17 protein-coding genes are annotated in these 25,977 nt (G+C 70.5%); 4 read left to right on the plus strand and 13 right to left on the minus strand.

Annotated features, from left to right (window positions below):
* Positions 1-10: 10 nt before the first annotated feature.
* The 9 genes from RCO28_RS09230 to RCO28_RS09270 form a co-directional block, all read right to left on the minus strand.
* Positions 11-7,210: a DUF4157 domain-containing protein gene (locus tag RCO28_RS09230; protein ID WP_308940507.1), complete on the minus strand. Its 7,200-nt coding sequence runs from the start codon at positions 7,208-7,210 to the stop codon at positions 11-13.
* Positions 7,207-7,503: a hypothetical protein gene (locus RCO28_RS09235; protein WP_308940508.1), complete on the minus strand. Its 297-nt coding sequence runs from the start codon at positions 7,501-7,503 to the stop codon at positions 7,207-7,209. Before RCO28_RS09235 ends, RCO28_RS09230 begins: the two co-directional genes overlap by 4 nt.
* Positions 7,494-9,503 (minus strand): ATP-binding protein, encoded by a 2,010-nt coding sequence (locus RCO28_RS09240; protein WP_308940739.1) that lies wholly within the window; start codon positions 9,501-9,503, stop codon positions 7,494-7,496. The genes RCO28_RS09235 and RCO28_RS09240 overlap by 10 nt, the downstream gene beginning before the upstream one ends.
* Positions 9,504-9,539: 36 nt before the next feature.
* Entirely contained in the window at positions 9,540-10,577 is a 1,038-nt protein-coding gene (locus RCO28_RS09245; protein WP_308940509.1) for a DUF4255 domain-containing protein, read from the minus strand.
* A 64-nt stretch (positions 10,578-10,641) separates the two neighbouring features.
* Positions 10,642-11,385 carry a hypothetical protein gene (locus RCO28_RS09250; protein WP_308940510.1) on the minus strand — a complete coding sequence of 248 codons (744 nt, stop codon included), beginning with the start codon at positions 11,383-11,385 and terminating at the stop codon, positions 10,642-10,644.
* Positions 11,382-12,134, minus strand: coding sequence for a hypothetical protein (locus RCO28_RS09255; RefSeq protein ID WP_308940511.1), 753 nt, complete (start codon positions 12,132-12,134; stop codon positions 11,382-11,384). The genes RCO28_RS09250 and RCO28_RS09255 overlap by 4 nt, the downstream gene beginning before the upstream one ends.
* A 78-nt stretch (positions 12,135-12,212) precedes the next feature.
* Entirely contained in the window at positions 12,213-12,737 is a 525-nt protein-coding gene (locus tag RCO28_RS09260) for a phage tail protein (RefSeq protein WP_282537086.1), read from the minus strand.
* A gap of 31 nt (positions 12,738-12,768) precedes the next feature.
* Entirely contained in the window at positions 12,769-14,634 is a 1,866-nt protein-coding gene (locus tag RCO28_RS09265; RefSeq protein ID WP_308940512.1) for a phage tail sheath C-terminal domain-containing protein, read from the minus strand.
* A 423-nt stretch (positions 14,635-15,057) separates the two neighbouring features.
* Complete coding sequence (locus RCO28_RS09270) at positions 15,058-15,498, minus strand: STAS domain-containing protein (protein WP_308940513.1); 441 nt, start codon at positions 15,496-15,498, stop codon at positions 15,058-15,060.
* Between the two features lie 357 nt (positions 15,499-15,855).
* Between RCO28_RS09270 and RCO28_RS09275 the strand changes: the two genes are divergently transcribed.
* Entirely contained in the window at positions 15,856-17,043 is a 1,188-nt protein-coding gene (locus RCO28_RS09275) for an acyl-CoA dehydrogenase family protein (RefSeq protein ID WP_308940514.1), read from the plus strand.
* 136 nt (positions 17,044-17,179) lie between these two features.
* On the opposite strand, the gene RCO28_RS09280 is transcribed toward RCO28_RS09275, so the two are convergent.
* The 4 genes from RCO28_RS09280 to RCO28_RS09295 form a co-directional block, all read right to left on the minus strand.
* Positions 17,180-18,082 (minus strand): LysR family transcriptional regulator, encoded by a 903-nt coding sequence (locus RCO28_RS09280; protein ID WP_308940515.1) that lies wholly within the window; start codon positions 18,080-18,082, stop codon positions 17,180-17,182.
* Between the two features lie 22 nt (positions 18,083-18,104).
* Entirely contained in the window at positions 18,105-19,295 is a 1,191-nt protein-coding gene (locus tag RCO28_RS09285) for a glycine C-acetyltransferase (protein ID WP_308940516.1), read from the minus strand.
* Between the two features lie 52 nt (positions 19,296-19,347).
* Entirely contained in the window at positions 19,348-20,376 is a 1,029-nt protein-coding gene (tdh, locus tag RCO28_RS09290) for an L-threonine 3-dehydrogenase (RefSeq protein ID WP_308940517.1), read from the minus strand.
* A gap of 198 nt (positions 20,377-20,574) precedes the next feature.
* Complete coding sequence (locus RCO28_RS09295; RefSeq protein WP_308940518.1) at positions 20,575-22,893, minus strand: FdhF/YdeP family oxidoreductase; 2,319 nt, start codon at positions 22,891-22,893, stop codon at positions 20,575-20,577.
* A gap of 234 nt (positions 22,894-23,127) precedes the next feature.
* Between RCO28_RS09295 and RCO28_RS09300 the strand changes: the two genes are divergently transcribed.
* The 3 genes from RCO28_RS09300 (at position 23,128) to RCO28_RS09310 (ending at position 25,841) form a co-directional block, all read left to right on the plus strand.
* Positions 23,128-24,303, plus strand: a complete 1,176-nt coding sequence (locus tag RCO28_RS09300) for a Dyp-type peroxidase (RefSeq protein ID WP_308940519.1) — start codon at positions 23,128-23,130, stop codon at positions 24,301-24,303.
* Positions 24,300-25,112: a family 1 encapsulin nanocompartment shell protein gene (locus tag RCO28_RS09305; RefSeq protein ID WP_308940520.1), complete on the plus strand. Its 813-nt coding sequence runs from the start codon at positions 24,300-24,302 to the stop codon at positions 25,110-25,112. The genes RCO28_RS09300 and RCO28_RS09305 overlap by 4 nt, the downstream gene beginning before the upstream one ends.
* Positions 25,113-25,214: 102 nt before the next feature.
* A complete protein-coding gene (locus RCO28_RS09310) occupies positions 25,215-25,841 on the plus strand; it encodes a hypothetical protein (protein WP_308940521.1) in 627 nt (208 codons plus the stop codon).
* Positions 25,842-25,977: the final 136 nt, after the last annotated feature.

The following is a 25,977-nucleotide window of genomic DNA, read 5'->3' on the forward strand; positions in this document are numbered from 1 at the left end:
GTTCTTTCGGTCACTTGCTCTTGATTCCGTTGACCCGATAAACTTCTTCGCGGATCTTATCCACGAGCTTCTGCTTCGCGTCCGCCTCATCGGCGAAGTCCAACTCTAGCGACTTGGCCCAGCGCTGAAGGTAGTCGATTTCACGAGCAGCCATCTTCTGTCCGCCCGCTGTGTCGTTCACCTTGCCCTGCTGTGCGGCCTCGCTCCATGCGTGTTGCGCGTATATTTTCCTCCATTCCCGCATCTTCTGCCTGGCCTCCTCACGCGCAGCAGCATCCGGAGTTCCGTCATCCTTCTTTGCGCTCTTCTGCTTGGATATCCTGGAGTACTCTTCAGGAGTTATTCCATGCTCTCTCTTCAGGTAGGTCCTCATTGTGCTCTTGGTGCCGGTAAGTTTCTTTACTTCCTTGTCCGTCAGGCCTTCCTGCATGGTCATGTCCACCATATCGCGGGCAACGGATTCCCTGCTGCTGCCCATGCTCACCCTGTCCTCGAACGCCAGCCTGAAGTCCAGTTGGCGGGCTATGGATTGCGCCCCTTCCTTCTGACGCTTTGTCTTCCCGTTCGGCTGCTTGATATTTGATGGCAGAGACAGCGGGAGCTGTTCGAGAGCCTCTCCGAGAGTTCCCAGGCCCGCTTGCCGCTGCGCATCGGTTACCTGGCTGCCCGAGCGGGCTCCCAGGGAGAATGCCAGTGACCGGTAGACGACATCGCTGCGGGAGCGATTCTCCTCCACTGCGCCGAGGGTGTGTTGAAAGGTGCGTTGGTGAACAGGTGCTTGCCGACCAGAACTCTGGCCCGACATGTCATCAATTATTGACTGTGCGAGGAGCGGCTGATCCAGAGTGGTGCCGAGATCCCCGTTGGAGAACATTTCGGCGTAATCATGACTGAACTTCTGGTTCTCGTCGACGCCGGGTTGCTCCACGAATTGGTTTCTCGGTGAGCTTGCATCCTGCTTGAGCGAAGTCTTGTTCACGCCGCCGGCCTGGACTCGGGCGTATTCTCCACCTTGGAGAGGATTGGCGCGAAGGTGTGCTGCGAGACCACGCGTCTGTGGCGTTCGCCCGACATCGATACTTCCGTCGCTGCCACGTTTTATTCGACGCTGCTGCCTGTATACCTCCGGAGACCCCTGGACCTCTTCTGCTATTTCGCGAACGATCCTCAATATTTCGTCGGAATCGATGCGAACACCCGCAATGACTGTGTCCTCGGGGTTCAGGGCCGCTTCGATGTTGAAATGGTCTCCGCTCGAAATTGCAAGACGCGTGAGGCGGTACCACATGCGGATCGGCGGCAGAGTAGATTTGAGGGAGGAGTGCTGTACCCCCATCTTGAGTAGCTTCCTCAGGACTGGCCGGATGCGCGCGATGATTTTACGAAGTCGCGCATCCTTGGATTCCTTGGAATCCTCGTCCTTCTTGCGCTTCTCCTTTTCGGGCTTCGACCTGGGGCGTCCTGGACCAGCCTTCTCCGGCTTCGGCTTGGGCTTGCCTGGCCCCTTCCCGTCCGGCCGGCCCTTCGGCCTGCCAGGGGCGTCCTTGTCCGGCTTGGGTTTCTTGCCGTCGCCGTCCTTCGGCTTGCGCGTGCCAGGGGCGTCCTTGCCGTCCTTGTCCTTCGGCTTGGTCGGGGTGTCCTTGCCGTCGCCCTTCGGCTTGTTGGGGTCCTTGGGCTTCGTCGGGTCCTGATCCTTCGGACGGTCCTTGTCCGCGGCCTTGCCGTCGGCGTCCTTCGGCTTGTCCGGAGCGTCCTTGTCGTCCTTGGACTTATCGGGCGTCTTGTCGTTCGGGCCCTTCGGCTTTGCGTCCGGGTCGGGCTTGGGCTTCGGCTTGGGCTCCGGCTTCGGCTTCGGGGCCGGGGTTGGGCGGGTGTCCGGCTTGTCGTCGTCCTTCTTGTCCGGGCCGGGCTTCTTGTCCTGGCCCGGCTTCGAAGGGGCGTCGGCCTTGGGGTCCTTGTCCTTCGGGGGCGTGGGCTTCTTCGGGTCCGGTTTCGACGGGGGCCTCTTGCCGGGCGGGACGTTGGACGGGCTCGGCTTGGCGGGGGCGTCCTTGTCCTTGGGCTTGTCCCCGCCGGGGCGGTCGCCCTTGCCGTCCTTCGTCGTCGGCTTCTCGTCCTTCGGCTTGTCGCCGGCCTTCCCGTCCTGGCCGGGCTTCTTGCCCTTGTCGCCGCCCTTGTCCTCGTCCCCGCCCGAACCGTCCTTGCCCTTGTCCCCGTTGCCGCCCTTGTCCTTGCCGAGGTTCTGCGCCACGCCCTTCAAGCGGCGGCCGACCTTCGAGACGTACTTGCCGATGCCGCTGAGCAGGGCCTCGTAGGCTAGTTCGAGCAGGGCCACGATCCCGGCCGCCACCGCCTTCGCGAAGAGCACGCCGGCGCCGCCCCTGCGGACCGACTTCAGCCACTCGATGACCGCGCCTATCGCACGCAGGATCTCGCTGAGCGCGCCGATCGCCGTCTTGATCGCGTCGATGACGGCCATCACCCAGCCCGCGCCGGGGATCAGCTTCGCGATCACCTTTGTGATGACGATCTCGCCGATGATGAACGGGAGCATGGGGACGATCGCGTCCCAGGTCTCCTTGGCGATTTTCTCGAGCGAGTAGCCGCCCTTGATGAGCTTGTCGAGGATGGCCTTCGGGACGCCGATGATCTCTTCGATCTTGGACTGGAACCAGTCCTTCACCGCGGACTTGACCTCGCGGAACAGATGGTTCTTCGCGCCGTCCACCGCGGAGTTCTTCGCGCCGCTCAGCCAGCCGCCCGGGTCCGACATGAAGTCGACCGCGATCATCATGAACTCGCCGAGGGCGCCCAGGAGTTTGGACGCGTACTCAAGGACCGTCTTGATCGCGTCCACGACGGCCTTGACGACGTCCATGAGCATCTTCTTCAGGACGCTCAGGATGCTGCTCAGCGCCTTCGCGATGCGGTCGAGCAGGTCCGTGATGGCCTTCTTCAGGGCCGCCGCGAGCTTCGTGACGAACGCGATCGCCGCGGCGACCAGGTCCGTGATGAGCTTCCAGATCCGCTTGGCCAGCTCGACGATCGCCTTGACCAGGTTCTTCGCGAACTCGATCAGGTCTTTGATGAGCTCCGTGACCGCTTCGACGATGGCCTTACGGGCCGCGTTGATCCAGCCCTCGACCCGCTCCTTGAACTCCTTGATCTTTGTGACGATCGCCCTACGAGCGGCCTTGATGGCCTCGACGATCTTGTTCTTGATCTCGATGACCTTCTTCTTGATCCAGTCGAAGGCCTCCGAGACCCAGTTCCCCGACTCGTTCGCCGCGGTCTTGGTGTGGTTCTTGGCTTCGTCCTCGCCCTGCTTTCCCCTCTTCTGGATCCTTCCGTCGTTCTCCTTCTCCTCCGTCTTCGCCTTGTCGTCGGTCTTCTTCTCTTCGTCCTCGACGTCCGTACGGGCCTTCTTGTGGCGCTCCGACTTCTTCGTGCCGAGCTTCTTGAGCTCCGCGTCCTGGTCCGTACGCCACGTGCCGCGCTCCGTCTTGACCTCGGCCTTGGCCTTCGCGCGCTCGTCCGCCTGTTCCCTGGTGCTCTTCGCTACCTCAGTCTTGACCTGCCGCTTCTGCTTCTGCTCCGACGCGCGGAAACCCTGCTCCTTGGTCTTGCGCCCCTCGGACACGCCCTGCGCGCCCTTGCTGAACGCCCCCTGGAACTCGGCCTTCCGGTCGTGTTCGGCCACCTTCGACGCGGCCTCCGCGGGCACCGCGCCCGTCGACGCCTTGCCCGTACGCACCCCGCCCTTGCCGGCCTCGCCGCCCGGCACCTTGGCCTTCAACTGCTCCTTGGGCGCGTCGGGGTAGACCTGGTCCTCGCCCATCGAGCGGCCGGCGTCGTCCCGGCCGGTCTCGACCGCTTCCTGGCCCTTGCTGTCGACCGCCTCGCCCTGCTCGTTGGCCTTGTCGTCCGCGGCGCCCTTCATCTCCACGCCCGGCGCCTGGCCCGACTTGGCCTCCTTGAGGGCATCGTCCCCCGTCGGCAGACCGGCGAACTTGGCGGCCAGTTTCTGCTCGTCCACCACGGGTTCGTCGGCGCCGAAAACGCTCGCGATCCCGTTCACGAGCTTCCCGCCGACGAAGCCCAGGCCCATCATGAAGGTGTCCCAGCCGCCTGGCTCCTCCATCTTCTCGGCGTCGATCTGGCCCTCGGGGTTCTTCGCTCCCTTGACCTCGGCCTTCTCGTCCTTGGGCGCGTCGGACTTCTTCGCCGCGTCCTCGTTGTACTGGGCGGGCGCGTCGGTCTTCGGCTTCCCCTCCAAGGTCTCCGGCGAGCCCGCCGGACGCTCGACGTTCGGCGGGGCCGAGGCGAGCTTCTTGTGCTCGTCGCCGACCGTACGGTCCACCGAACCGCCCACGCCGCCCATCGCCTCAAGTGCCCTGTGCGGCTTCAGTTTTGACGCCGACGACAGGCCGGCCTCCGGCGACACCTGGGACAGGTTCGGGGCCGGGGGAGATTCCTTGCTCTTGCCCTTGCCGCCCCCGCCTCCCTTGGCACCGCCTCCGCCTCCGCCACCGCCGCCCGGCGTCTTGGGCGCAGGGGCCGCCTTGGGCGACGCGGACGCAGGTTCGTCCTTCGCGGCCGGCTCTTCCTTACGTGCCTTCGTCTCCTGGGCGGAACTCTTCGGCGGGTCCTTGGGCTCGGGCGCCGGCTCCTTGGGGGACGCCTTGGAGGCCGGGGTCTTCGTCTCCTTCGGCTCCTTCTCGGCCTGCGCTGAGCCTGACTCCTGCGCCGCCCCGGAACGCGACCCGGAATCCGTCCCCGACTCCGTCGAGCTGTTCGAGCCGCCGGTGACGTGTGAATCCCGTGCGGGGGACGGGGACTTGTCGTCCTGCTGCTTGCCGTCGGCCTGGCCCGCCGAGTCGCCGCCGCCCTGCTCGGCCTGGCCCTTGGACGCGGGGTCCGACTCCGACTTCTGCTGGCCGTCGTTCTTCTGCTCGTCCTTCTTCGGCTCCCCGCCCTTGCCGGCCGTCTCCGAGGCGGCCGCCGTACCGCCCGCCGCCTGCTGGGAACCCTTCTCCGGGGCAGCCCCCGCCTTGTCGCCTGCGGCCGGGGAGCCCTTCTCCTCCTTGGCCGCGGGCTCCTTGGCCTCGCCGCCGCCCTCCGTCTTGCCCGGCGCCTCCTGCGCCACACGCTGCGCGGCGGCCGGACCGGCCTTCGGGTCGGCCCCGTCCTTCGGGTCCTTCGACGGTGAGCCCGGACCGGGACGCTGGTCGGCGCCCTCCAGGCCCGCCCGCTCGTCGCTCTCGGGGCTGCCCTCCGTCTCGACCGACCGCTCGGGCTCCGCGGCTCCCTCCGCCTCCGCCTCCTCCGGTTCGGCCTCGGCCTGCTCGTCCTCGGCGTCCTCCGCGTCCCGCTCCGCCTGCACCTTGTCGGCCTTCGTCGGCGGCGGAGCGGGGAACGTCGGGGCCTGGGCCGTACTGGCCGAGCCGGGGCCGATCTTGTCGGCGGTGGGCACGCCGGACACGTCGAGGTCCTTCTCCGGCAGGAAGTCCTCCGGGGCCAGCTTGGTGTCCCAGGCGCTCTTCTCGGCGCCGCCGACGTCCACCTCGGAGTCGCTGCCCGACCCGAACGGGTCCTCGTCCGCCCGTTCCTCGTCGTCAAGGAAGTCCTGGTTGCGTACGGCGTCCAACCTGCTGGTCCTGCCGGGGAGTTGAGTGTCCCGGCCCGCCGCGGGAGAGCCCTCCGGCTGCTTCGCCCCGGCCTTGTCCTCCTGCTTCTCCTGCTGACCCGCGGCGAGCACGTCGGCCGCGCCGGGACGGTTCTTGGCGGCCGACTCCTCCTCGCTCTCGGCCTCCGCGGCCTGCTGCTCGGGCTGCTCCACGCCCTGCTCGCCGGCCTTCTCCCCCTTGCCGGCGTCGTCCTTGCCGCTCTTGCCGGAGCCGCTCTTGCCCGAGCCGTCCTTGTCGGAGCCGCCCTTCTCGGAGCCGCTCTGCTGGGAGTCCTGCGCGCCGGACTCCTGCTGCTCGCCGCCCTTGGAGACACCGCCCGACGTCTCCTGGTTGGGCGCCTCGGACTCCTGGGCCCCCTGCCCGCCGCCCTGCTCCTGCCGGCCGCCGGCCTGCTCCGGTGACCGTGAGCCGCCGCCGCTCTCCGTCCCGGAGCCCGGCCGCTCCTCCCGCTGGTCCTCTTCACCGCCGCGCGGCGCATCCGCGCCCTGCGGGGTGCTCCCGCTCCGCGGCGTACCGCCGTTCTGCGGTGTGCTGCCCTGCGCGCCGTCCGCTACGGCACGGTCCTTCTCCGGGCCCGGCGCCGCGTCCGGCCGTTCCTCCTCGGCCTGCAACTCCGCGGCCGTCTCCTGCTCGGCGGTACGGTCGGCCCGCAACTCGCCCGCCGTGTCCGCCTCGACCGCCGGTGCGTCCTGCGCCGCCCACTCCGCCGAGTCGGCGCCCAGCTCGCCCTGCGCCTCGATCTCAGCGATGAAGTCGAGCACCCGGTCGTGCTCCGAGCCGAGCAGCCGGTTCTCCAGGCGTACGAGAACTTCGTCGACGAACTCCTCGGGCAGCCGGGCAAGCCGCCGACGGGTCCGCTTCGACAGGTCCTCCGGGTCGCCGCGCAGCGAGCGCACCACGTCGTTCGCCAGGCGGTCCACCAGGGACGACGGGTCGATCTGCTCGGCGCGACTGCGGTCCGCGTCGACCGTCGCGTACCGCAGCCAGCCAGGAGTGCCCTGACCCTCCTCGACGTCGACGGCCGCCCCGTCCCCCTCGGCCCGCTCCGCCGACGAGGGTTCCACCAGCGCCTGCGCCGCCGACTCCGCCTCCCGCTCGATCGCCTGCTGCGGCAGGCTCACCGCGCCCAGGTCGCGCCCGGCCCGAAGCGCACCCAGGCCGTGCGGGTTCTGCACCGTGTGCAGGAGCTCGTGCGCGAGCAGGCGGCGGCCCTCGTCCGTGCCGGGCCGGTACGCGCCCTCGCCGAAGAAGATGTCCTTGCCGACGGCGACCGCGTCCGCGCCGAGCAGGTCCGTGAGGGCGCCCGCGTCCCGGTCCGTGTGCAGGCGGACCTGGCTGAAGTCGTGGCCGAGCTGCTCCTCCAACTCCCGCCGCACGCCCACGTCGAGGGGCTGGCCCGCGCCGCTGACGATATTCTTCGGCTCGGGTGCGCGGTTCTTCGCGGACCGCTCCTTGCGTTTGCGGCGCCGCTCGGAAGCCGCCTGCTCGGCGGCCTGCGCGTCCTGCGATGCGGAAGTCGTCACCGTGCCACCTCCCCCCGCCCCGACAACCCCGAGTGCACCGCGCGCGCCAACTCCTGGCCCAGGCGGCGCGCCGACAACCCCGCGGACAGCGGCGGAAGCCCGGAAAGGGCATCCACGGACAACGCCCCGGACGCCGCGAGCGGCACGCCGTGCTCGCGTACGAGACGGGTCAACTCCCGTTCGAACGAGGCCGATACGCGCCCCGGGTCCACCCCTGGCCCGAAGCCGTCGAGGACCAGCTCGCCGATGTCCACTCGGATCTCGCGAGGTTCTCCTGTGCCGTTCACACCCATCCGCGGACCTCCGTCGGCGTCAAGGAGCGCTCCAGTTTCAGATACTCCGTACGGGCCGCCGCCAGCATGTGCCGCATCTGCAGCCGGTCGCCCTCCTCGGCGGCGAGGAACGCACCGGACAGGGCGATGTTGCGGATCGAGCCGCCCGCGACGGTGAGTTGGGCGAGGAGGGCCGGGTCGATGCCCTTCGTCGGGGTCTGTGGCGGCAGCACCCGGCGCCAGATCTCCGCGCGCTCGTGCTCGGCGGGGAACGGGAAGTCGACCACGAAGCGGATACGGCGCATGAACGCCGTGTCCAGGGCCTTCTTCATGTTGGTGGTGAGGATCGCCAGGCCCCGGTACGCCTCCATGCGCATCAGGAGGTAGCTGACCTCCAGGTTCGCGTACCGGTCGTGGCTGTCCTTGACCTCGCTGCGCTTGCCGAACAGCGCGTCGGCCTCGTCGAACAGGAGGAGCGCGCCGCCGCGTTCGGCCGCATCGAAGACCTTGCGCAGGTTCTTCTCCGTCTCGCCGATGTACTTCGACACCACCTGCGACAGGTCGATGATGAACAGGTCGAGGCCCAGTTCCTTCGCCATCACCTCGGCCGCGAGGGTCTTGCCGGTGCCCGAGCCGCCCGCGAACAGTGCGGTCACGCCGAGGCCGCGCCGCAGCGTCGCCGCGAAGCCCCACTCCTGGTGCACGGTCGCCCGCTGCCGTACGTGCGCCACGATCTCCCGGAGCACGCTCGTCTGCCGCTCGTGCAGCACCAGATCGCCCCAGCCCGCCTCGGGTTCGATACGGCGGCCCAGTTCGTCCATGCCGATCCTGGCCTCGTCGAGGGCGGCGTTCCAGGCGAGTCGCGCGGGGTCGGTCTCGTCGTCCGCGGTCAGCCCGGGCGTGTCGCGGCTGACGATCGATGCGGCCGTACGCACGACATGCGGCGGCAGCTGGAACTGGGCCACCAGGGAACGCAGTCCGTGTTCGTCGATGTCCGCCACCCCCTCGAACGCGCCCGCCCACAGGCCGAGTTGCTCCTCGTCGTCCAGGTGCGGCACCGTCACGCGTTCGCCGCGGGCCTGTTCCGTACGGCGCGGGTCGGGGCTGGACACCACCATCGGCACGGCCGCGCCCGCGAGGAACGCGTCGGTCGCCGCGTGCTGGTCCCGGTCCAACTCGCCGACCTCGACGAGGAGCGCCGCGGGCAGCAGGATCGCCTCGCGCTGCCAGAGCCGGGCGAGCCGGTCGCGCTCGGCGGCGTCCGTCGGGATGTCGTCGGCGGCCATCGCGTACAGGCCGAGCCCCGAACGCGCCGCCGCCGCTGCCGCGATGTCGGCGCGGCTGCGCAGGTCCCCGCCGACCACCTCGACGAGCATCGGCGTGTCGGGCCGCGCCCCCGCCGTCCACGCCCCGGAGAGCCGGCTCGCGGCCAGGTCGTACGACGGCGGCAGCGTGTCCGGCACGGGGGCGCGGCGCAGCTGGCCGTGCAGCCGGGCGTCCAGGTACGGCGAGTCGAGCAGGAAGTGCAGGATCCGCTCGTCGAGCCGGAGCCGGGAGGTCGTCAGCCGGGTCTCGTCCTCCAGGTCGAGCAGCCGCCAGCGCCGCAACGGCGCGACCGGCGTGAGCGCGCTCCAGTGCGGCTCGCCGAGCGCGGCGAGCGCGAGCGAGAACGTCGGGTACGCCCGCTCCGGATCCCCGCTCGCGGCGGCACACCGCGCGGCCGTGGTCGGGTCCAACTCCTGTGCGGCGGTGAGGAGTACGAGATCCCGCTCGAACGTGGAGAGCCCGAAGCAGGTGGCCAGCGCGGTGAGGGGCGCGGAGGCGGTGGGAACGGCCGGGGTGGTGTCGGGGAGCGGGGTTTCGGCAGGCTCGCTGGTTCGGTCCTTGTCCTCCCGCGTGTCGCGGCCGCTCGCCCGCTCCGCGTGCCCGTCGATGCGCGCCAGTACGCGGGCGATCTCGGCGGACAGCGGCAGCGCGCCGCCGCGTATGTGCGCCGAGTCGCCGCTGCCGCCCGCCGCCATGTCCTCACCTGCCCCGGAATTCGCCACGCCGCCGCCTCAGCTCTCCGTGTCCGAGCCGGTGCTGGTGCCGGTGCTGGTGCTGGTGCCGGTGCCGGTGCCGGTGCCGCTGTCCGAGTCCGTACCCGTGTCCGTGCCCGTGCCCGAGTCGGACTGCGCGCGCTTGCGGGTGCGGGGGCTACGGGACTCTCCGGACGTACGGGAACCACCGGTCGTACCGGAACCACCGGTCGTTCCGGAACCACCGGTCGTACGGGAGGAGGAAGCGGCCTTCTTCGCCGACCGCTTGGCCGGAGCCTTCGTCGGAGCATCAGCCTTGGCCGGGGCCTTCTTGGGCGTGTCGGACTCGTCCGGAGAGGCGCCGGGAACTTCGGCCTCGGGCGTGTCGGCGGCTGCCGGACCGGAAGGCGGTTCGGAAGACGGCTCGGGAGACGGCCCGGACATCCCCGGCCGTTCCGGCGCCCCCGGAGCCCCGAACGGCGCCACCCGTACGGTGTGCCGCTCCACCGGCCGCGGTGGCTGCGGCACTTCGCGCCCCTCGATGAAGATCAGGGCCGCCTGGTACACCACGGACAGCGTGTACGGCGTCTGGTGCAGCATGCCCCACAGCTTGGACGTCTCGTCGATGTCCATGACCGTCGGCGTGAACCGCACCCGCTGCACCGCCTCGGCCAGGTCGCTGCCCGCCAAGTACGGGCGCTCACCGGCGAGTTCGATGACATCGGCGGGAAGGACGGGTATCTCGTGCAGCGTCCGCACCACCGAACCGATCAGCCGCTGTCCGACGAGCTCGCTCTCCTCGCCGTACGCGCTGATCAGGAAGTGCACGTCGAGCGCGGCGGCGGGCCGCTTGAGGAGCGTGCCGTCCGAGGACCGCGTGGGCAGGTCGTTGTTCCGCTGCGAGGTGTTGGGCGTGACCTGGTACGGGAACACGGTGATCGTCGGTTCGGTCGGAGGGTCGGCCGGGGGTTTGCGCGGCTCGACCTTCACGGCCATGTCGATCTCGGGCTGCAGGTTGGCCTCGATGAGCAGGGCCAGGGCCTGGGTGACGTGGGCGATGGCAAGTGCGTTGCTCATGGGGTCGGTTCCTCGCGTCCCTCGTGCCCTACGGATTCCACCGTGCGTACGTCTACGGCGTCGTTCACTCGCGCCCCCGTGCCAGGTAGTCGGAGAGGTTCACCGTCGCCTCGCGCCGCTCCCGCGCGGCCGGGCGCCGGGCCGTGGGCGTCTGCCCCCCGGCGGTGACCTCAAGGCGCCCGATCTGCACCTGCACGACCTGCTCCGGGGGCTGCCCCCGGCGTCGCGCACCGCTCTGCCGTACGGCCTCCCGGGCCGCCGCCGTGTCGACGCCGCTGGGGCGCAGGGGAGTGGCGGGGCCGGGCGTGACGGTGCCGTCGGCGGCCGAGGGGTGGAGGGGCGCGGGCGTGTCGCGTCGTACTGCGGAACCGGCGTCGCTGTCCGTGTGGCGTGTCGCGTCCGGTACGGGCCGCAGCCGGGGCGCGGCGGCGGCCGCGGGGCGAAGGAGCGGCGCGGGGAGGGTGGCAGGGGCCGCCGGACGCGGTCCCTGCGCGGGCTCCGCCGCACGGTCCCGCTCCGTGCGGACGACGGTCCGCTCCCGCTCGGTCAGCTGCCGCACTTCGCGTACGAGCGGCCCCAACTCCCCGTCATGAGCGGCAGGTTGAGCTGATGGCGGCCACAGGGGTGCCGTCTCCTCCGGCTCCTCCGCGGCCCCGCGTACCGCCTCGACGCGCTCGAACGGACCGGTCAGGCGCGGCTGGACGCGTACGACACCGGGGCGCGCCGGAGCGGCCGGCCGGTGCCGGGCGAGCAGCCGGTCGAGGAAGTCGGGGGCAGGTTCGGGGGACGCCCCGGTGGAGTCGGTCATGGTGCACACAGCTCCAGGTAGTAGCGGCGCCGCAGCGGGCTGAGCGCCAGGATCTGGGGTTCGCTCCAGCCGTAGGCGGTGGCCAGGAGGTGGACGTCGAGGAGTACGTCTCGGGCCCAGGCGTCCAGTTCGGTCCACAGGTAGGAGGCGATGTCGAGTTCGGCGCGGGTTGCCGTGGCGCACTCGGGGCAGCTGATCGTGAGGTTCACGTCGGCGGCCGGGTCGGCGGCCTCGGCGGCCTCGGCGACGCGCCGCTCCAGCGCGGCGGGCAGCGAGTCGACGGGCAGGTGCTCCCCGTCACGTACGACCGCCGTCACGCAGCTGTGGAGCAGCGCACGCCGTGGGTCGGGCAGCCGGGCCGCCGCCGCCAGATCGGCGACGGCCGGCAGCCTGAACTCCACGTTCCAAGGGCCATCGGAGATGCTCAGGGCCCCGTCGTCGGCGGCCGGGGTGCGATCCGGGCCCGGCTCCAGGGAGCGCATGAACTCCCCGGCGTCCAGCTCCAGTTCGAGGTCCTCGCCACACGCCGAGCAGTCGAGCCGCACCTGCATCCGGTCCCCGAAGAGGGCCCGGCGCAGCGCGAACAGATCGGCCTCGCGCGCCCCGACGGGCAGCGCGAGCAGTGCCCCGCTGTCCCCGGCGAACTCCGGGCGCGCGATGCGGTGCAGGAGCAGGGCACGCCCGAAGCCGTCCTGCCCGAGCCCGGCCTCCCAGGTGGCCAGGAGGTCGGCGGCCTGTGTGCTCGCCATGCCCGCCCCCGTTTCCGTACCGCGTCGCCCCGACTGTGCTGGTGGTGCCGTTTCCCCCGAACCTCAACCAGCCCTGGATCAGGCTGGGTTGAGGAAGGAGGGCTCTTGCGGTTCGGGGACTTCGTAGTCCCGCTCCCAGCCCTCGCACTCCAGCTTCAATGACTGGATCGCCACCGCGTTGGCGTTGGCGTCCATCTCGCCGAGCACCTGGTACTCGCTCGGCCAGCTGCGGTACAGCTTGTGCGAGACGGCGACCTGACCGGCTTCGTTGAGGACCTGGATGACGATGTCCTTGCGGAAGTCGGCGAGCGACACCTCGGAGCCGAGCCCCGCGCCGACCTGCCAGACCTTGTTGGCCCAGCGGTCGAACTCGGGGTCGTGTGTGACACCGCGCTCCAGGGTGACGCCCTCGAACTCGGAGCGGCCCGGTGACTTGCGCGGCGAGCTGGGGTCGCCGCCGTGCCGGTGTTTGACGACCTCGGTGGTCCGCTTCAGCGGGCTGATCTTGCTGATGCCCGCGACCGTCCGACCGTCCCACAGGACCAGGAACTTGAAGTTCTTGTACGGATCAAAGCGTTGGGCGTTGACTGTGAACTCAGGCATCGGATTCCTTCTCGGTCTGGCTCAGACTGGCTCAGAGCGCGAACTGGCCGGCCGTCTGCTGGAGTTTGACGATCACGAACTCGGCGGGCTTCACCGGCGCGATGCCGACCAGCACGTTCACCACTCCGTTCGCGATGTCCTCGTCCGTCGTCGTGTCGTGGTCGCACTTGACGAAGTACGCCTCGCGCGGCGTGCCGCCCTTGAAGGCGCCCTGCCGGAACAGGTTGTGCAGATACGAGGAGGCGCTGAGGCGGATCTGCTGCCACAGGTTCTCGTCGTTCGGCTCGAACACCACCCACTGCAGGCCGCGGTGCAGGCTCTCCTCGACGTGCAGCGCGAGCCGCCGCACCGGCACGTACGCCCACTCGCTGTCCAGGGCGTCGGAGCCCTCCAGGGTGCGCGCGCCCCAGACCAGCGGGCCGACCATCGGGAAGGTCCGCAGGCAGTTCACGCCCAGCGGGTTGAGCAGGCCGTTCTCCCGGTCGGTGAGCTTGACCGTGAGCGAGTGCACGCCCGCGAGCCGCGCCTCGGTGCCGGCCGGTGCCTTCCATACGCCGCGCTCCGCGTCCGTACGCGCGAACACGCCCGCGAGGGCGCCGGACGGCGGGAAGGAGCGCAGCCGGCCCGTGAGCGGGTCGGTGACCTGGATGTGCGGGAAGTACAGGCCCGCGTGGTTGCCGCGCACCGGCTCGAACGCGGCGAGCCCGGCCCGCGCGGTGTCGACGCTGACCCAGGTGCTGGGCGCGTCCACGAGCAGGAAGATCCGCCGCTCCTGGCACAGCCGCTGCGCGGCCGACACGACGGTGAGGATGTCCTCGACCGATTCGTACGCGGCCAGCTCGGGCAGTACGAGGAGGTTGACGTCGGGTTCGTCGCGCAGCGCCTGGATGCCGGTCTTGCCGGACTCGCTGCCGATGAGGTCGCGCGGCCCGGGCGGGTCGCCGTCCTCGCCGCCCTCCAGCGGGAAGACGGGCGGGTTGACGGAGGCTTCGAGGCCCAGGTCGTTGGCGCACTCGCCGACGAAGCGGACGACGTCCTCGGGGTCGGTGGAGCCCGCGACGACCTGGATACGGCGGCCGAACGCGGTGACCTCGGCGCCCGCGAAGGCGTGCTTGCCGGGCGCGTCCGGCAGGGCGCGCAGCTTGCGCTCCAGGAGCTGGGCGAGCTCGGTGACGTTGCACGGCGCTTCGCCGTCGCAGTCCGGGTCGTAGAGCGTGAACTCGCGCTCCACCTCGCCGATCTTCACCGTCAAGTCGACGGCCAGATCGGGGAGTTCATGCCCGAACGGCTTGGAGACGGTGCCCGACGGGTCGGGCCTGCCCTCGTCCACCGCTTCCACGCGGATCAGCCGGGAACCGGAGTTGATCACCGTGGGTGCGTACCGGCCGTGCGAGGCGTCCATGGACAGGCCGGTGAAGGCCTCGCGGGCGCCGCCGCGCGCGTCGTACACGCGCAGGTTGAAGGTCTCCTCCGGGCGGGGCGTGTCGTAGTCGACGGCGACACGCAGTCCGTTGCCCCAGACGCCGGGTTCCTTGGCGTGCACTTCGAGGACGGGGCACTCGCTCTTGCCCTCGGTGGACTCCAGCGTGACGCAGGCCGCCTTGCCGCTGCGGGCCTTGGCGACCCGGACGAGCACGGCGACGGTGCCGCCGTTGCCGAAGAACTGGTGCACCGCGTAGCCGACGGCGCTCTGCGAGCTCAGGCCACCGAAGCGGCGCTCGAACTCGGCGAAGCTGGTGATGCGCACCGGCTCGTTGAGCGGGCCGCGCCGGGTGTGTCCCACGAACGCGGTCACCGAGGTCGTGACGGTCGAGATGGTGCGGGCACTGCTGGGAAGCTCTTCGACGTAAACGCCGGGATACGTCGGCTTGGCAGCGCTCACTGCATGCGTCGGCATTCCCCCTCCTATCCCTTCTCAGGCACCGGTTGACAGGCACCAAGAGGCGGCAGAGGGATGCGACACCACGCCGCGCGCCGCCGCGTCTGGCCGGACGCGGCACCACGCGCACTTGATCAGTTTCCCCCGTCAGTGCCCGAGCGTTTCGATCGATCGGGCCAAGCTGTGCGCTTGTGACTCCTGATGCTCGAGTGCTGAACGCAGTATTAGACGCGGGGAGTTGACGTAACAAGGCGTCTTCAGGACACCTCGAGAGGAGGTTGTGTGAAGAGTTGCGCCGTGGGCGTTACTCCCCTAACTCCGCGGCAGATAAACGGAGTTGGTCATCTCCGTCTCGGCGTGGCGGGGTTGACACGGGAAGCCTGGGTCATCGGTCGTCAGTCGTCTGTCATCGCTCACCGGTCGTCGTGGCATGACGTCCCCTCAAGAGGTGGTGCGATGCGCGCCGTTGCTCGAACGCCCCGCCGCGCCCGATCCGGGCGGCGCGCCGCACGCGGCGCACGGCTCTCGTGGTGCGTCCAGCTCGGGGGGCAGCGCCTCCCAGTTCGAGAAGCACGGTTCGAGCCCGGTGAGCAGCAGGACGCGGCGGACTCGGGGGATGCCGCGGACAAGCCGCACCTGGGCGTCGCGCGCCGTGCAGTGGCGTCTGATGCGGACGAGCAGCCGCAGTCCGCTCGCGTCCAGAAAGGTCACCGGACGGAGGTCCACGACGACTTCACGCCAGGGCAGTTCGACGAGCAGACCCGTCAGGCGTGGCGCCAGTACCTGATGGGCCCATGCGTCGATCTCGCCGTACAGGACGAGCACGAGCGTCTCGCCCACTGAGCGGTGCTGGAGGCCGAAGGCCGGCTCAGAGAACTTCATGGCCCACCTGGAAGACTCAGCTCCTTATACGAGGAGTGACGAAAGCGGGAGTGGCGCTGGCTGTTGCTCCGGCGCCCGTGGCCCCCCGTCAGCCGGGGAAGCGCGACCGTGTCGAAGGCATCATTCCCGCTCAGGGCGTTCGTAAGCGTGTTCCGTCGGTACGGGCGCCGCTTCGGCGTCACATAAGGCGCGTGTCAGCATCGACTACGCACGGTAGCGGTACGGGAGTTGGGGTGAACGGCACCCCAACACCACCCGGATGTACGGGACTTGACGCCTGCGGCCTGCCCCTTCCCTATTCCTGAAACGCGTTCTACCGTGTGCGCCGCCGCAGGACCGCGAGAGTCTGGAGGGGCCGTGCACCTCGAATACACGCCTGAGCAACAGCGGTTGCGCACCGAGCTGCGCGCCTACTTCGCGGAGCTCGTACCGGATCAGGCCTACGCGCGCTACGAGGACCCCGCCGAACAGAAGCGGTTCTACCGCGAGACGGTGCGCCGCCTCGGCTCCGACGGCTGGCTCGGCGTGGGCTGGCCGAAGGAGTACGGCGGCCGGGGCCTGAGCCCGATGGAACAGTTCATCTTCTTCGACGAGGCCGCGCAGGCCGGCGTGCCGCTGCCGCTGATGGCGCTCAACACCGTCGGTCCGACGATCATGCAGTTCGGCACCGACGAGCAGAAGGCGTACTTCCTGCCGAAGATCCTCGCCGGTGAGATCGACTTCGCCATCGGCTACAGCGAACCCGAGGCGGGCACCGACCTCGCCGCGCTGCGGACGAAGGCGGTGCGCGAGGGTGACACGTACGTCGTGAACGGCCAGAAGATCTGGACCACCAACGGCGACACCGCGGACTGGGTGTGGCTCGCCGTGCGCACCACCGTCCCCGAGGAGGGCGTGCCGCCGCACAAGGGAATCACCATGCTCCTGGTGCCGACCTCGGACCCCGGCTACTCCTGCACCGTCATCAACACCCTCGCCTCGCACGACACGACGGCCAGCTACTACGAGAACGTCCGCGTACCCGTGGCGCACCGCGTCGGCGAGGAGAACAAGGGCTGGCGCCTGATCACCAACCAGCTCAACCACGAACGCGTCACCCTCGCCGCGCACGGCACGATGGCGATCCGCGCCCTGCACGACGTCCAGCGCTGGGCGGCCGGAACGAAGCTCGCCGACGGCCGCCGCGTGCTCGACCTCGGCTGGGTCAAGCAGCGCCTGGCCCGCACGCACACCAAGCTCGACGCGATGAAGCTCCTCAACTGGCAGATGGTGAACGCCGTCCAGAACGGCACGCTCACCCCGCAGGACGCCTCGGCGGTCAAGGTGTACGGCTCCGAGGCGCGGCGTGACGCGTACGCGTGGCTGATGGAGGTCGTGGCTGCGGCGGGCCCGCTGAAGGAGGGGTCTGCGGGGGCGGTCCTCCACGGTGAGCTGGAGCGCGGTTACCGGTCCGCGGTGATCTTCACCTTCGGTGGCGGCAACAACGAGATTCAGCGGGAGATCATCTCGTGGATCGGGTTGGGGATGCCGCGGGTTCGGCGGTGAGGTGCGGCTCCGCCCCGGTTGGATTTCTCCTCCCCGCCCCTTCCCGAAAGCTTGCAGCGGCTGACATTCGGCTTGCCCGCCGTCGTGGCTGGTCGCGCAGTTCCCCGCGCCCCTAACGGGGCCCGTGAACCGCGCCTCAGCCCGCAGCCGCCCGACGCAGCGCGTCAAGCACCGGTCGAATCAGCGGATGCGCCTCCGCCCCGTGCCGTACCGCCGCGAACACCTTCCGCTCCGGGGCCACCGCGTCCACCGGACGTACGGCCGCCTCCGCCAGGTCCACCCCGCGCAGCGCCGAGCGCGGGACCAGGGCCACGCCCGCGCCCGCCGACGCGAGGGCGACCACCGCGCGGAAGTCGTCCGACGAGTGCTCCAACTGCGGGGAGAAGCCCGCGTGTTCACAGGCGAGGACGACCACGTCGTGGCACGGGTTGCCGGGGTAGGGCCCGATCCACGTGTCCTGCGCCAGATCGCCGAGCCGGATCCACTCCGAGTCCGCGAGCCGGTGCGTGGCCGGAAGCACCGCGTCGAAGGGCTCCGCGTAGAGCGGCACGCGCGTGATGCGGTCGTCGTCCGCGCCGGGCGCGCCGCGGTACTCCACCGCGACCGCGACGTCGATCCGCCGGTCGAGCAGCAACGGCAGGCTCGCGTCGCCCTCGGCGTCCTGGACGCGGACCCGGATGCCGGGGGCGGAGACCGCGAGGTGCCCGAGGGCGGGGCCCACGACCAGGCCGATCCCGGTCGCGAACGAGGCCAGCGTCACCGTGCCCGCCTCGCCCGTGCTGTACGCGGCCAGCTCCGCCTCCGCCCGCTCCAGCTGCGCGAGGACGGCGTTGGTGTGGGTCAGCAGGATCTCGCCGGCCGCGGTGAGCCGGACACCCCGCGCGCCCCGCTCGACCAGCTTGTGGCCCGTCTCCTGCTCCAGGGCCGTGAGCTGCTGGGATACCGCCGAGGGCGTGAGGTAGAGCGCGGCGGCGGCCGCCGTCACGGTGCTGTGGTCGGCCACCGCCCGGAGGATGTGCAGCCGCCGCGCTTCGATCATGTACCCGATTGTCCCAAACCGGTCAGCCGAGCTGCGCCCGGGCGTCGACGAAGGCGTCCACGGCCCGGTTCACGTCCTCGGTGGAGTGCGCCGCCGACAGCTGGACGCGGATCCGGGCCTGGCCCTGCGGGACCACCGGGTACGAGAAGCCGATCACGTACACCCCGCGCTCCAGGAGCAGCTCGGCCATCCGCCCGGCCACCGAAGCGTCGCCGATCATGACGGGCGCGATGGCGTGGTCGCCGGGGAGGACGTCGAAGCCCTCCTCCGTCATGCGGGTGCGGAACAGCTTGGTGTTCGCCGCGAGCTGCTCGCGCAGGTCACCCGCCGACTCCAACAGGTCGAGGACCTTGAGCGACGCCGCGGCGATCACCGGGGCGAGGCTGTTGGAGAAGAGGTACGGGCGCGAGCGCTGGCGCAGCAGGGCGACGATCTCCGCGCGCGCCGCGACGTACCCGCCGGACGCGCCGCCGAGGGCCTTGCCGAGAGTGCCGGTGATGATGTCGACACGGTCCATGACGCCGTGCAGCTCGGGCGTGCCACGGCCGCCGGGGCCGACGAAGCCGACGGCGTGCGAGTCGTCGACCATGACCATCGCGTCGTACCGCTCCGCGAGGTCGCAGATCTCGGCGAGCGGCGCCACGTAACCGTCCATGGAGAACACGCCGTCGGTGACGATCAGCCGGCGGCGCGCGTCGGACGCGTCCTTCAACTGCCGTTCCAGATCGGCCAGATCACGGTTGGCGTAGCGGAAGCGGCGGGCCTTGGAGAGGCGGATGCCGTCGATGATCGAGGCGTGGTTGAGGGCGTCCGAGATCACCGCGTCCTCGGGGCCGAGCAGTGTCTCGAAGACCCCGCCGTTGGCGTCGAAGCAGGAGGAGTAGAGGATCGTGTCCTCCTGGCCGAGGAATGCCGACAGCCGGGCCTCCAGCTCCTTGTGCACCTCCTGCGTACCGCAGATGAAGCGCACCGAGGCCATGCCGTAGCCCCAGCGGTCCAGGGCCGCGTGACCGGCCGCGATCACCTCGGGGTGGTCGGCGAGGCCGAGGTAGTTGTTGGCGCAGAAGTTGAGCACCTCGCCGGGCCGCCCGCCCGAGGTCACCTCGACGCTGGCGGACTGCGGGGTGCCGATGACCCGCTCGGGCTTGTGCAGACCGGCCGCGGTGATCTCGTCGAGGGTGGTGCGGAGGTCGTCTCGTACGTTCTCGAACACGGTGAAAGTCCTTCGGGGAGTGGGGAGTTGAGGGCGCGAGGGGATGCCGGGCTCAGGCGGTCCAGTCGAGGATGACCTTGCCGCCGCGGCCGCTCGCCGCGTCCTCGAAGGCGGCGTCGAAGTCGGTGTACGCGTACCGGCCGGTGATCACGGGGGACAGGTCGAGGCCGCCTTCGAGGAGGACCGACATCGCGTACCAGGTCTCGAACATCTCGCGGCCGTAGATGCCCTTGATCGTGATCATCGAGGTGACGACGCGTGCCCAGTCGACGGCGAAGTCCTCCGCGGGCAGGCCGAGCATGGCGATCCGGCCGCCGTGCGTCATGTTGGCGAGCATCTCGCGCATCGCGGCGGGGTTGCCGGACATCTCCAGGCCGATGTCGAAGCCCTCGCGCAGTCCGAGTTGGCGCTGCCCGTCGGCGATCGTGGACCGCGACACGTCGAGGGCGAGGCTGACGCCGACCTTGCGGGCCAGTTCGAGGCGCTCCTCGCTCACGTCGGTGACCACGACGTTGCGGGCCCCGGCGTGCGCCGCGACCGCCGCCGCCATCAGGCCGATCGGCCCGGCGCCGGTGATCAGCACGTCCTCGCCGACCAGCGGGAACGACAGCGCGGTGTGCACGGCGTTGCCGAACGGGTCGAAGATCGCCGCGATGTCCAGGTCCACGGGCACCCGGTGCACCCACACATTGGACGCGGGCAGCGCCACGTACTCGGCGAACGCCCCGTCGCGGCCCACGCCCAGGCCGACGGTCGCGCGGCACAGGTGGCGCCGCCCGGCCTGGCAGTTGCGGCACGTCCCGCAGACCAGGTGGCCCTCGCCGCTGACGCGGTCGCCGATGTCGATCCCGGTCACGTCACGGCCGGTCTCGACGACCTCGCCGACGAACTCGTGCCCGACGACGAGCGGCGCCGCGATCGTCGACCGCGCCCAGCCGTCCCAGGCGCGGATGTGCAGATCGGTGCCGCAGATCCCGGTCCGCTGCACCTTGATCAGCACGTCGCCCGCGCCGATGGCGGGCTCGGGCACGTCCGCGAGCCACAGGCCCGGTTCGGCCTTCTCCTTGACCAGTGCCTTCACGGCTCGACTCCTTCTCGTCGCGCACGCGGGCAGGGCAGGGCACGGCCCGGTACGGGGAGAGCGATGGGTGGGATGGCGGCCGTCCCACCGCCGCGCATGACTCTTCCGTACGGGCGGCCCGGGGTCCATCGAGGTTTTCTTAAGCGCGGCCGCAGCTTTCCTGCACGCCTGCTCCTGCGAAGCGCCCCACGAGGTGCCTCAACCGCCCCCGGCGGGCCGGACAGTGACGCGTACATGCTTCATGATCGGCTGATCGCTCTGCGTGCTGTAGTCACCGAGCGCGCACAGCACATTCATCTCCGGCATGTATCCGGCCGCGCAGCCCCGCGGAATGTCGTACGGCACCGCCAGATAGCCCTCGACCGACCTCTCGCTGCCGTCGCGCGCCGTGCTCGTGATGTGCACCGGCGCCATGTCGTCGATACCGCGCTCCCGCATGTCGGCCCGGTTCATGAAGACGAGCGTGCGCAGGTTCTTGATGCCGCGGTAGCGGTCGTTGTCGGAGTAGATCGTGGTGTTCCACTGGTCGTGCGAGCGCATCGTGCCGAGCGTGAGTGTGCCCGGCTCGGGGACGACGTTCGGCAGGGGAGCGGCGGAGAACTCGGCGCGCCCCGACGGGGTGCGGAAGACCAGCTCGCGGGCGGGCTGCTTGATGCGGAAGCCGAGCGGCAGCCGCACCCGCCGGTTGAAGTCCTCGAAGCCGTCGAGTGCTTGGGCCATGGTGTCGCGGATGCGGTCGTAGTCCTCGATGTACCAGTCCCAGGGCGTCTCGCTCTCCGGCAGCGCGGCGCGCGCGATGCCCGCGACGATCGCCGGTTCCGAGAGCAGATGCTCCGACGCGGGCCGCTTCATGCCGAGCGACAGATGCACCATGCTCATCGAGTCCTCGACGGACGTCCGCTGGGCACCCTTGCGCTGATGGTCCTTCTCGGTACGGCCGAGGCACGGCAGGATCAACGCCCGCTTCCCGTGCACCACATGACTGCGATTCAGTTTCGTGCTGACCTGCACGGTCAGCGAGCAGTTGCGCAGCGCCTCGTACGTGACGGGCGTGTCCGGCGCCGCCAGGGCGAAGTTGCCGCCCATGCCGACGAACACCGTCACGTCACCGCGCCGCATCGCCTTGATCGTGGCCACCGTGTCCAGGCCGTGCTCGCGGGGCGGCTCGATCCCGCAGACCTCGGCGAGCCGGTCGAGGAAGGCTTCGGTGGGCCGGTGGTCGATGCCGCAGGTGCGGTTGCCCTGGACGTTGCTGTGCCCGCGCACGGGGGAGGGGCCCGCACCCTCGCGGCCCAGATTGCCGCGCAGCAGAAGGAGGTTGACGATCTCCCGGACCGTGTCGACACCGTGCTCGTGCTGCGTCAGGCCCAGGCACCAGCTGACGATGGACCGGTCCGCCTCCTCGTACACGCGCGCCGCCTCGAGGATGTCGGCGCGGCTGAGGCCCGACTGCTCCTCCAACTCGTCCCAGGACGTGGACGCGCAGAGCGCGCGGTACGCGTCGAAGCCCGTGGTGTGCCGGTCGATGAACTCCCGGTCCAGGGCCTTCGGGTCCTGCGCCGACCGCTCCAGGATCGCCTTGGCCATCCCGCGCAGCAGCGCCATGTCGCCGCCGATGCGCACCTGAAGGTTGAGGGTGCTCGTCCTCGTCGTCTTGAACCGGGCCATGTCGAGGAAGTCGTGCGGCACGATCGTGCGCGTCGCGGCCGCCTCCACCAGCGGGTTGACGTGCACGATCTGCGCGCCGCGGTGGTACGCCTCGGCCAGTGCCGTCAGCATGCGGGGCGCGTTGGAGGCCGCGTTGACGCCGAGGATGAACAGCGCGTCGGCGGACTCCCAGTCCTTGAGGTCGACGGTCCCCTTGCCCGTGCCCAGGGCGGCCTGGAGCGCGCGGCCGCTCGCCTCGTGGCACATGTTGGAGCAGTCCGGCAGGTTGTTGGTGCCGAGCTCGCGGGCCATCAACTGGTACAGGAACGTGGCCTCGTTGCCGAGCCGCCCCGAGGTGTAGAACGCGGCCCGGTTCGGGTCGTCGAGCTCCCGCAGATGCCGTCCGAGCAGCTCGAACGCGTCCTTCCAGCCGATCGGGACGTAGTGGTCGGTGTCCGGGTCGTACACCATCGGCTCGGTCAGCCGGCCCTGGTCCTCCAGGTCGTGGTCGCTCCACTCGAACAGCTCCGTCACGGAGTGCGCGGCGAAGAACGCGCGGTCGACCCGCTTCGGGGTCATCTCCCAGGTGACGTGCTTGATGCCGTTCTCGCAGATGTCCAGATGCAGGCCCTTGGTGTCGTCCGGCCAGGCGCAGCCGGGACAGTCGAAGCCGGTCCGCTCGTGGTTCATCTTCATGACGGCCCGCGGCCCGTCCACGAACGCGTGCTCGCGTACGAGGAACGACGTCACGCTCCTCGCGGCGCCCCAGCCCGCGGCGGGGTGGTGGTACGGGCGGAACTCGGGCTGTCCGTCGGGGGCGGGACCCACCTCGGGCTCCCGGACGTCCGGTCGCTCCTCGTCGATGCTCAAGACTCTCAACCCTTCCCGTGTACGGGTGCGAGGTGGCCCCTGTGGGGGTGCGGGGTGACCCCTTGTGCGGGCGCGAGGTGGCCCCGCAGGCGGGCGCCCCGGCAAGCGGTCCGGTCCTCGGGGTGCGTACGCGGGGCTGCACCCTCGGGCGGCCCCGCCTAGGCTGACGCCGACCAATCGGTCCGCTTTGTCACCGTTTGGTGACGTTCTCTGTCATTCTCCGACGGGAGTCCCATGGTCGCAGCGCAACCCGTCATCACCCCGCCCGCGAAGGCCGCGGTCTTCCTGGTCGCCACCGTGAACCCCGGCGGCGAGGACGCGGTGCGCGAGACGCTCCAGGACCTCGCCGGGCTGATCCGCTCGGTCTCCTTCCGCGAGCCCGCGGCGGGCCTCGCCTGTGTCGCCGGGATCGGCTCGCACGCCTGGGACCGCCTCGCCGGCGGGCCCCGCCCCCGCGAGCTGCACCCCTTCGAAGCCCTCCAGGGCCCCCGGCACGCCGCCCCGGCCACCCCCGGCGACCTCCTCTTCCACCTGCGCGCCCGCCGCCTCGACCTCTGCTTCGAGCTGGCCCGGCTGATCGTGGACGCGCTGGGCGACGCCGTCACCGTCGTCGACGAGGTGCACGGATTCGGCTACTTCGACGCCCGCGACCTCCTCGGCTTCGTCGACGGCAGCGAGAACCCCACGGGCGGCGCCGCCCACGACGCGGTCCACATCGGCGACGAGGACCCGCCCTTCCGCGGCGGGAGTTACGTCATCGTGCAGAAGTACGTGCACGACATGGCCGCCTGGAACGCGCTCAGCGTCGAGGAACAGGAACGCGTCATCGGCCGCAGCAAGGCGGACAACATCGAGATGGCCGACGACGCCAAGCCCGCCGACTCGCACGTCGCGCTCACCACGGTCGAGGACGACGACGGCACGGAGCGGAAGATCGTCCGCGAGAACATGCCGTTCGGGCAGGTCGGCCAGGGCGAGTTCGGCACGTACTTCATCGGCTACGCGCACACGCCCGACGTGACCGAGCGGATGCTGCGCAACATGTTCATCGGCGATCCGCCCGGCACCACGGACCGCATCCTCGACTTCTCCACGGCCGTCACCGGCGGCCTCTTCTTCGTACCCAGCGCCGAGCTGCTCGAGGACTTCCCCGCCCCGCCGTCCGCTTCCGCTTCCGCTCCCGCTTCCGCTCCCGCGTCCGAGTCCGGGCAGGCCCCGGAGCCCCAACCCGCTGGAGCCTCCCTCGCAGACCCCGACCCCGGCCCGTCCGCCGTGGCGGTCCTGCCCACCGAGTCCGTCGAACTCGCCGAGCCCGCCGCACCCGCCGCACCGGCCGAGGCGCCCGAGCCCGCCCCGCAGCCCGTCCGCAGCGGCTCCCTCGGCATCGGCAGCCTGAAAGGAACGCCATGACGCCCCCCGTCGTCACCAACCTGCACCGCGAACTCGCCCCGATCACCCCGGCCGCCTGGGCCGAGATCGAGGAGGAGGCCCGCCGCACCTTCCGCCGCCACGTCGCCGGCCGTCGCGTCGTCGACGTCCCCGACGCCGGCGGCCCCCAGCTCTCCGCCGTCGGCACCGGCCACCTCATCGACATGACCCCGCCCGCCCCCGGCGTCACCGCCCGGCTGCGCGAGTGCAGACCGCTGGTCGAGCTGCGAGTGCCGTTCACCGTCGACCGCGCCGCCGTCGACGACGTGGACCGCGGCGCCCAGGACTCCGACTGGCAGCCCGTCAAGGACGCCGCGCGCACCATGGCGCACGTCGAGGACCGCACGATCTTCGACGGGTACGCCGCCGCCCAGATCGACGGCCTGCGCGCCTGCTCCTCCAACCCGGTCGTGAGCCTCCCGGCCGAGGCGCGTGACTACCCCGACGCGGTCAGCCGCGCCCTCACCGAACTCCGCCTCGCCGGGGTCGACGGCCCGTACCAACTCCTCCTGGGCGCCGAGGAGTACAGAGCCGTCAGCGAGACCTCCGACCACGGCTACCCGATCGCCGCCCACCTCGCCCGCATGCTCGACGGCACCCCGATCTGGGCCCCCGCCCTCAGCGGCGGCTTCGTCCTCTCCACCCGCGGCGGCGACTTCGAACTCCACCTCGGCCAGGACGTCGCCATCGGCTACGCCTCCCACGACGCCCACCACATCGAGCTCTACTTCCACGAGGCGCTGACGTTTCTCGCGTACACGGACGAGGCGGTCGTCGTGCTCGAAGCCTGACCGCACCTCCCAACCCCCTTACCCGGCACCGGAATCGACGTTCGGAGGCCGTACGTGATGGAATCCCCCACGAAACGGCAGGTAGACGGGGGAGGACCTCAGGTGGGCAGGGCGACGGAGCGGACGCGGGCCGCGGTCGAGCGGGCGCGGGACCAGGTGCCGGCGGGGGAGGCGGTGCGCGGGGCGCATGTGGCCGCGGTGGCGACGCGGGCGCCGAAGCCCGGGAGGTTCCGCCGACCCCGCGTCCTGCGGGGTGAGTGGCGCACGCTCTTCAGCTGGTGCCTGACCCCGTTGAACGTCTACCTGGTGCTCTCGACCCTCACCCTGGTCCCGGACCCGTCCGGCGGCAGGAAGAGGCCCGGCGGCAAGCCCTTCAGCGGCGGCTGGGACAGCCTGGCCGGGCAGCTCGCCCGCGCCCTGCACCCGCGCAGCAGAAACGGCGTGGACACGGTCATGCAGGTCACCGACCGCCGCCTCCAGCTCGTGTACGTCTCCCACGCGGGGTCCTTCCGCGGCACACCCCGCCGCGTCGAGGCCGGCTGGTCCATGGACGTGCGGCATGTCAACTGGATCCGGGACCGCAGCGACGACGTCGGCGGCTGCCACGAGATCGGGTTCTCCGACGGCTCGTGGTGCTCGGTGCAGTTCCAGGGCCAGGGCTGGCACAAGATGTCCGACGCGTTCCCGTACCGCCTGAGCCACCTGGACCCGCACCCGTACGGAGGCTGAAACCCGCCCCCTCCCGCCCGGCGGGCCACGCGCCTACCCTGGGTAACAAGCGGCAGGAGGCGCGACCGTGCGGGACGTGAGCAGCGGCGAGGGCGCGGATCCCGGGTTCTTCGGGCCCGGCACCGTGACCTGGCAG

The sequence above is a fragment of the Streptomyces sp. LHD-70 genome, from assembly GCF_031157275.1.
Classification (GTDB): Bacteria; Actinomycetota; Actinomycetes; order Streptomycetales; family Streptomycetaceae; genus Streptomyces.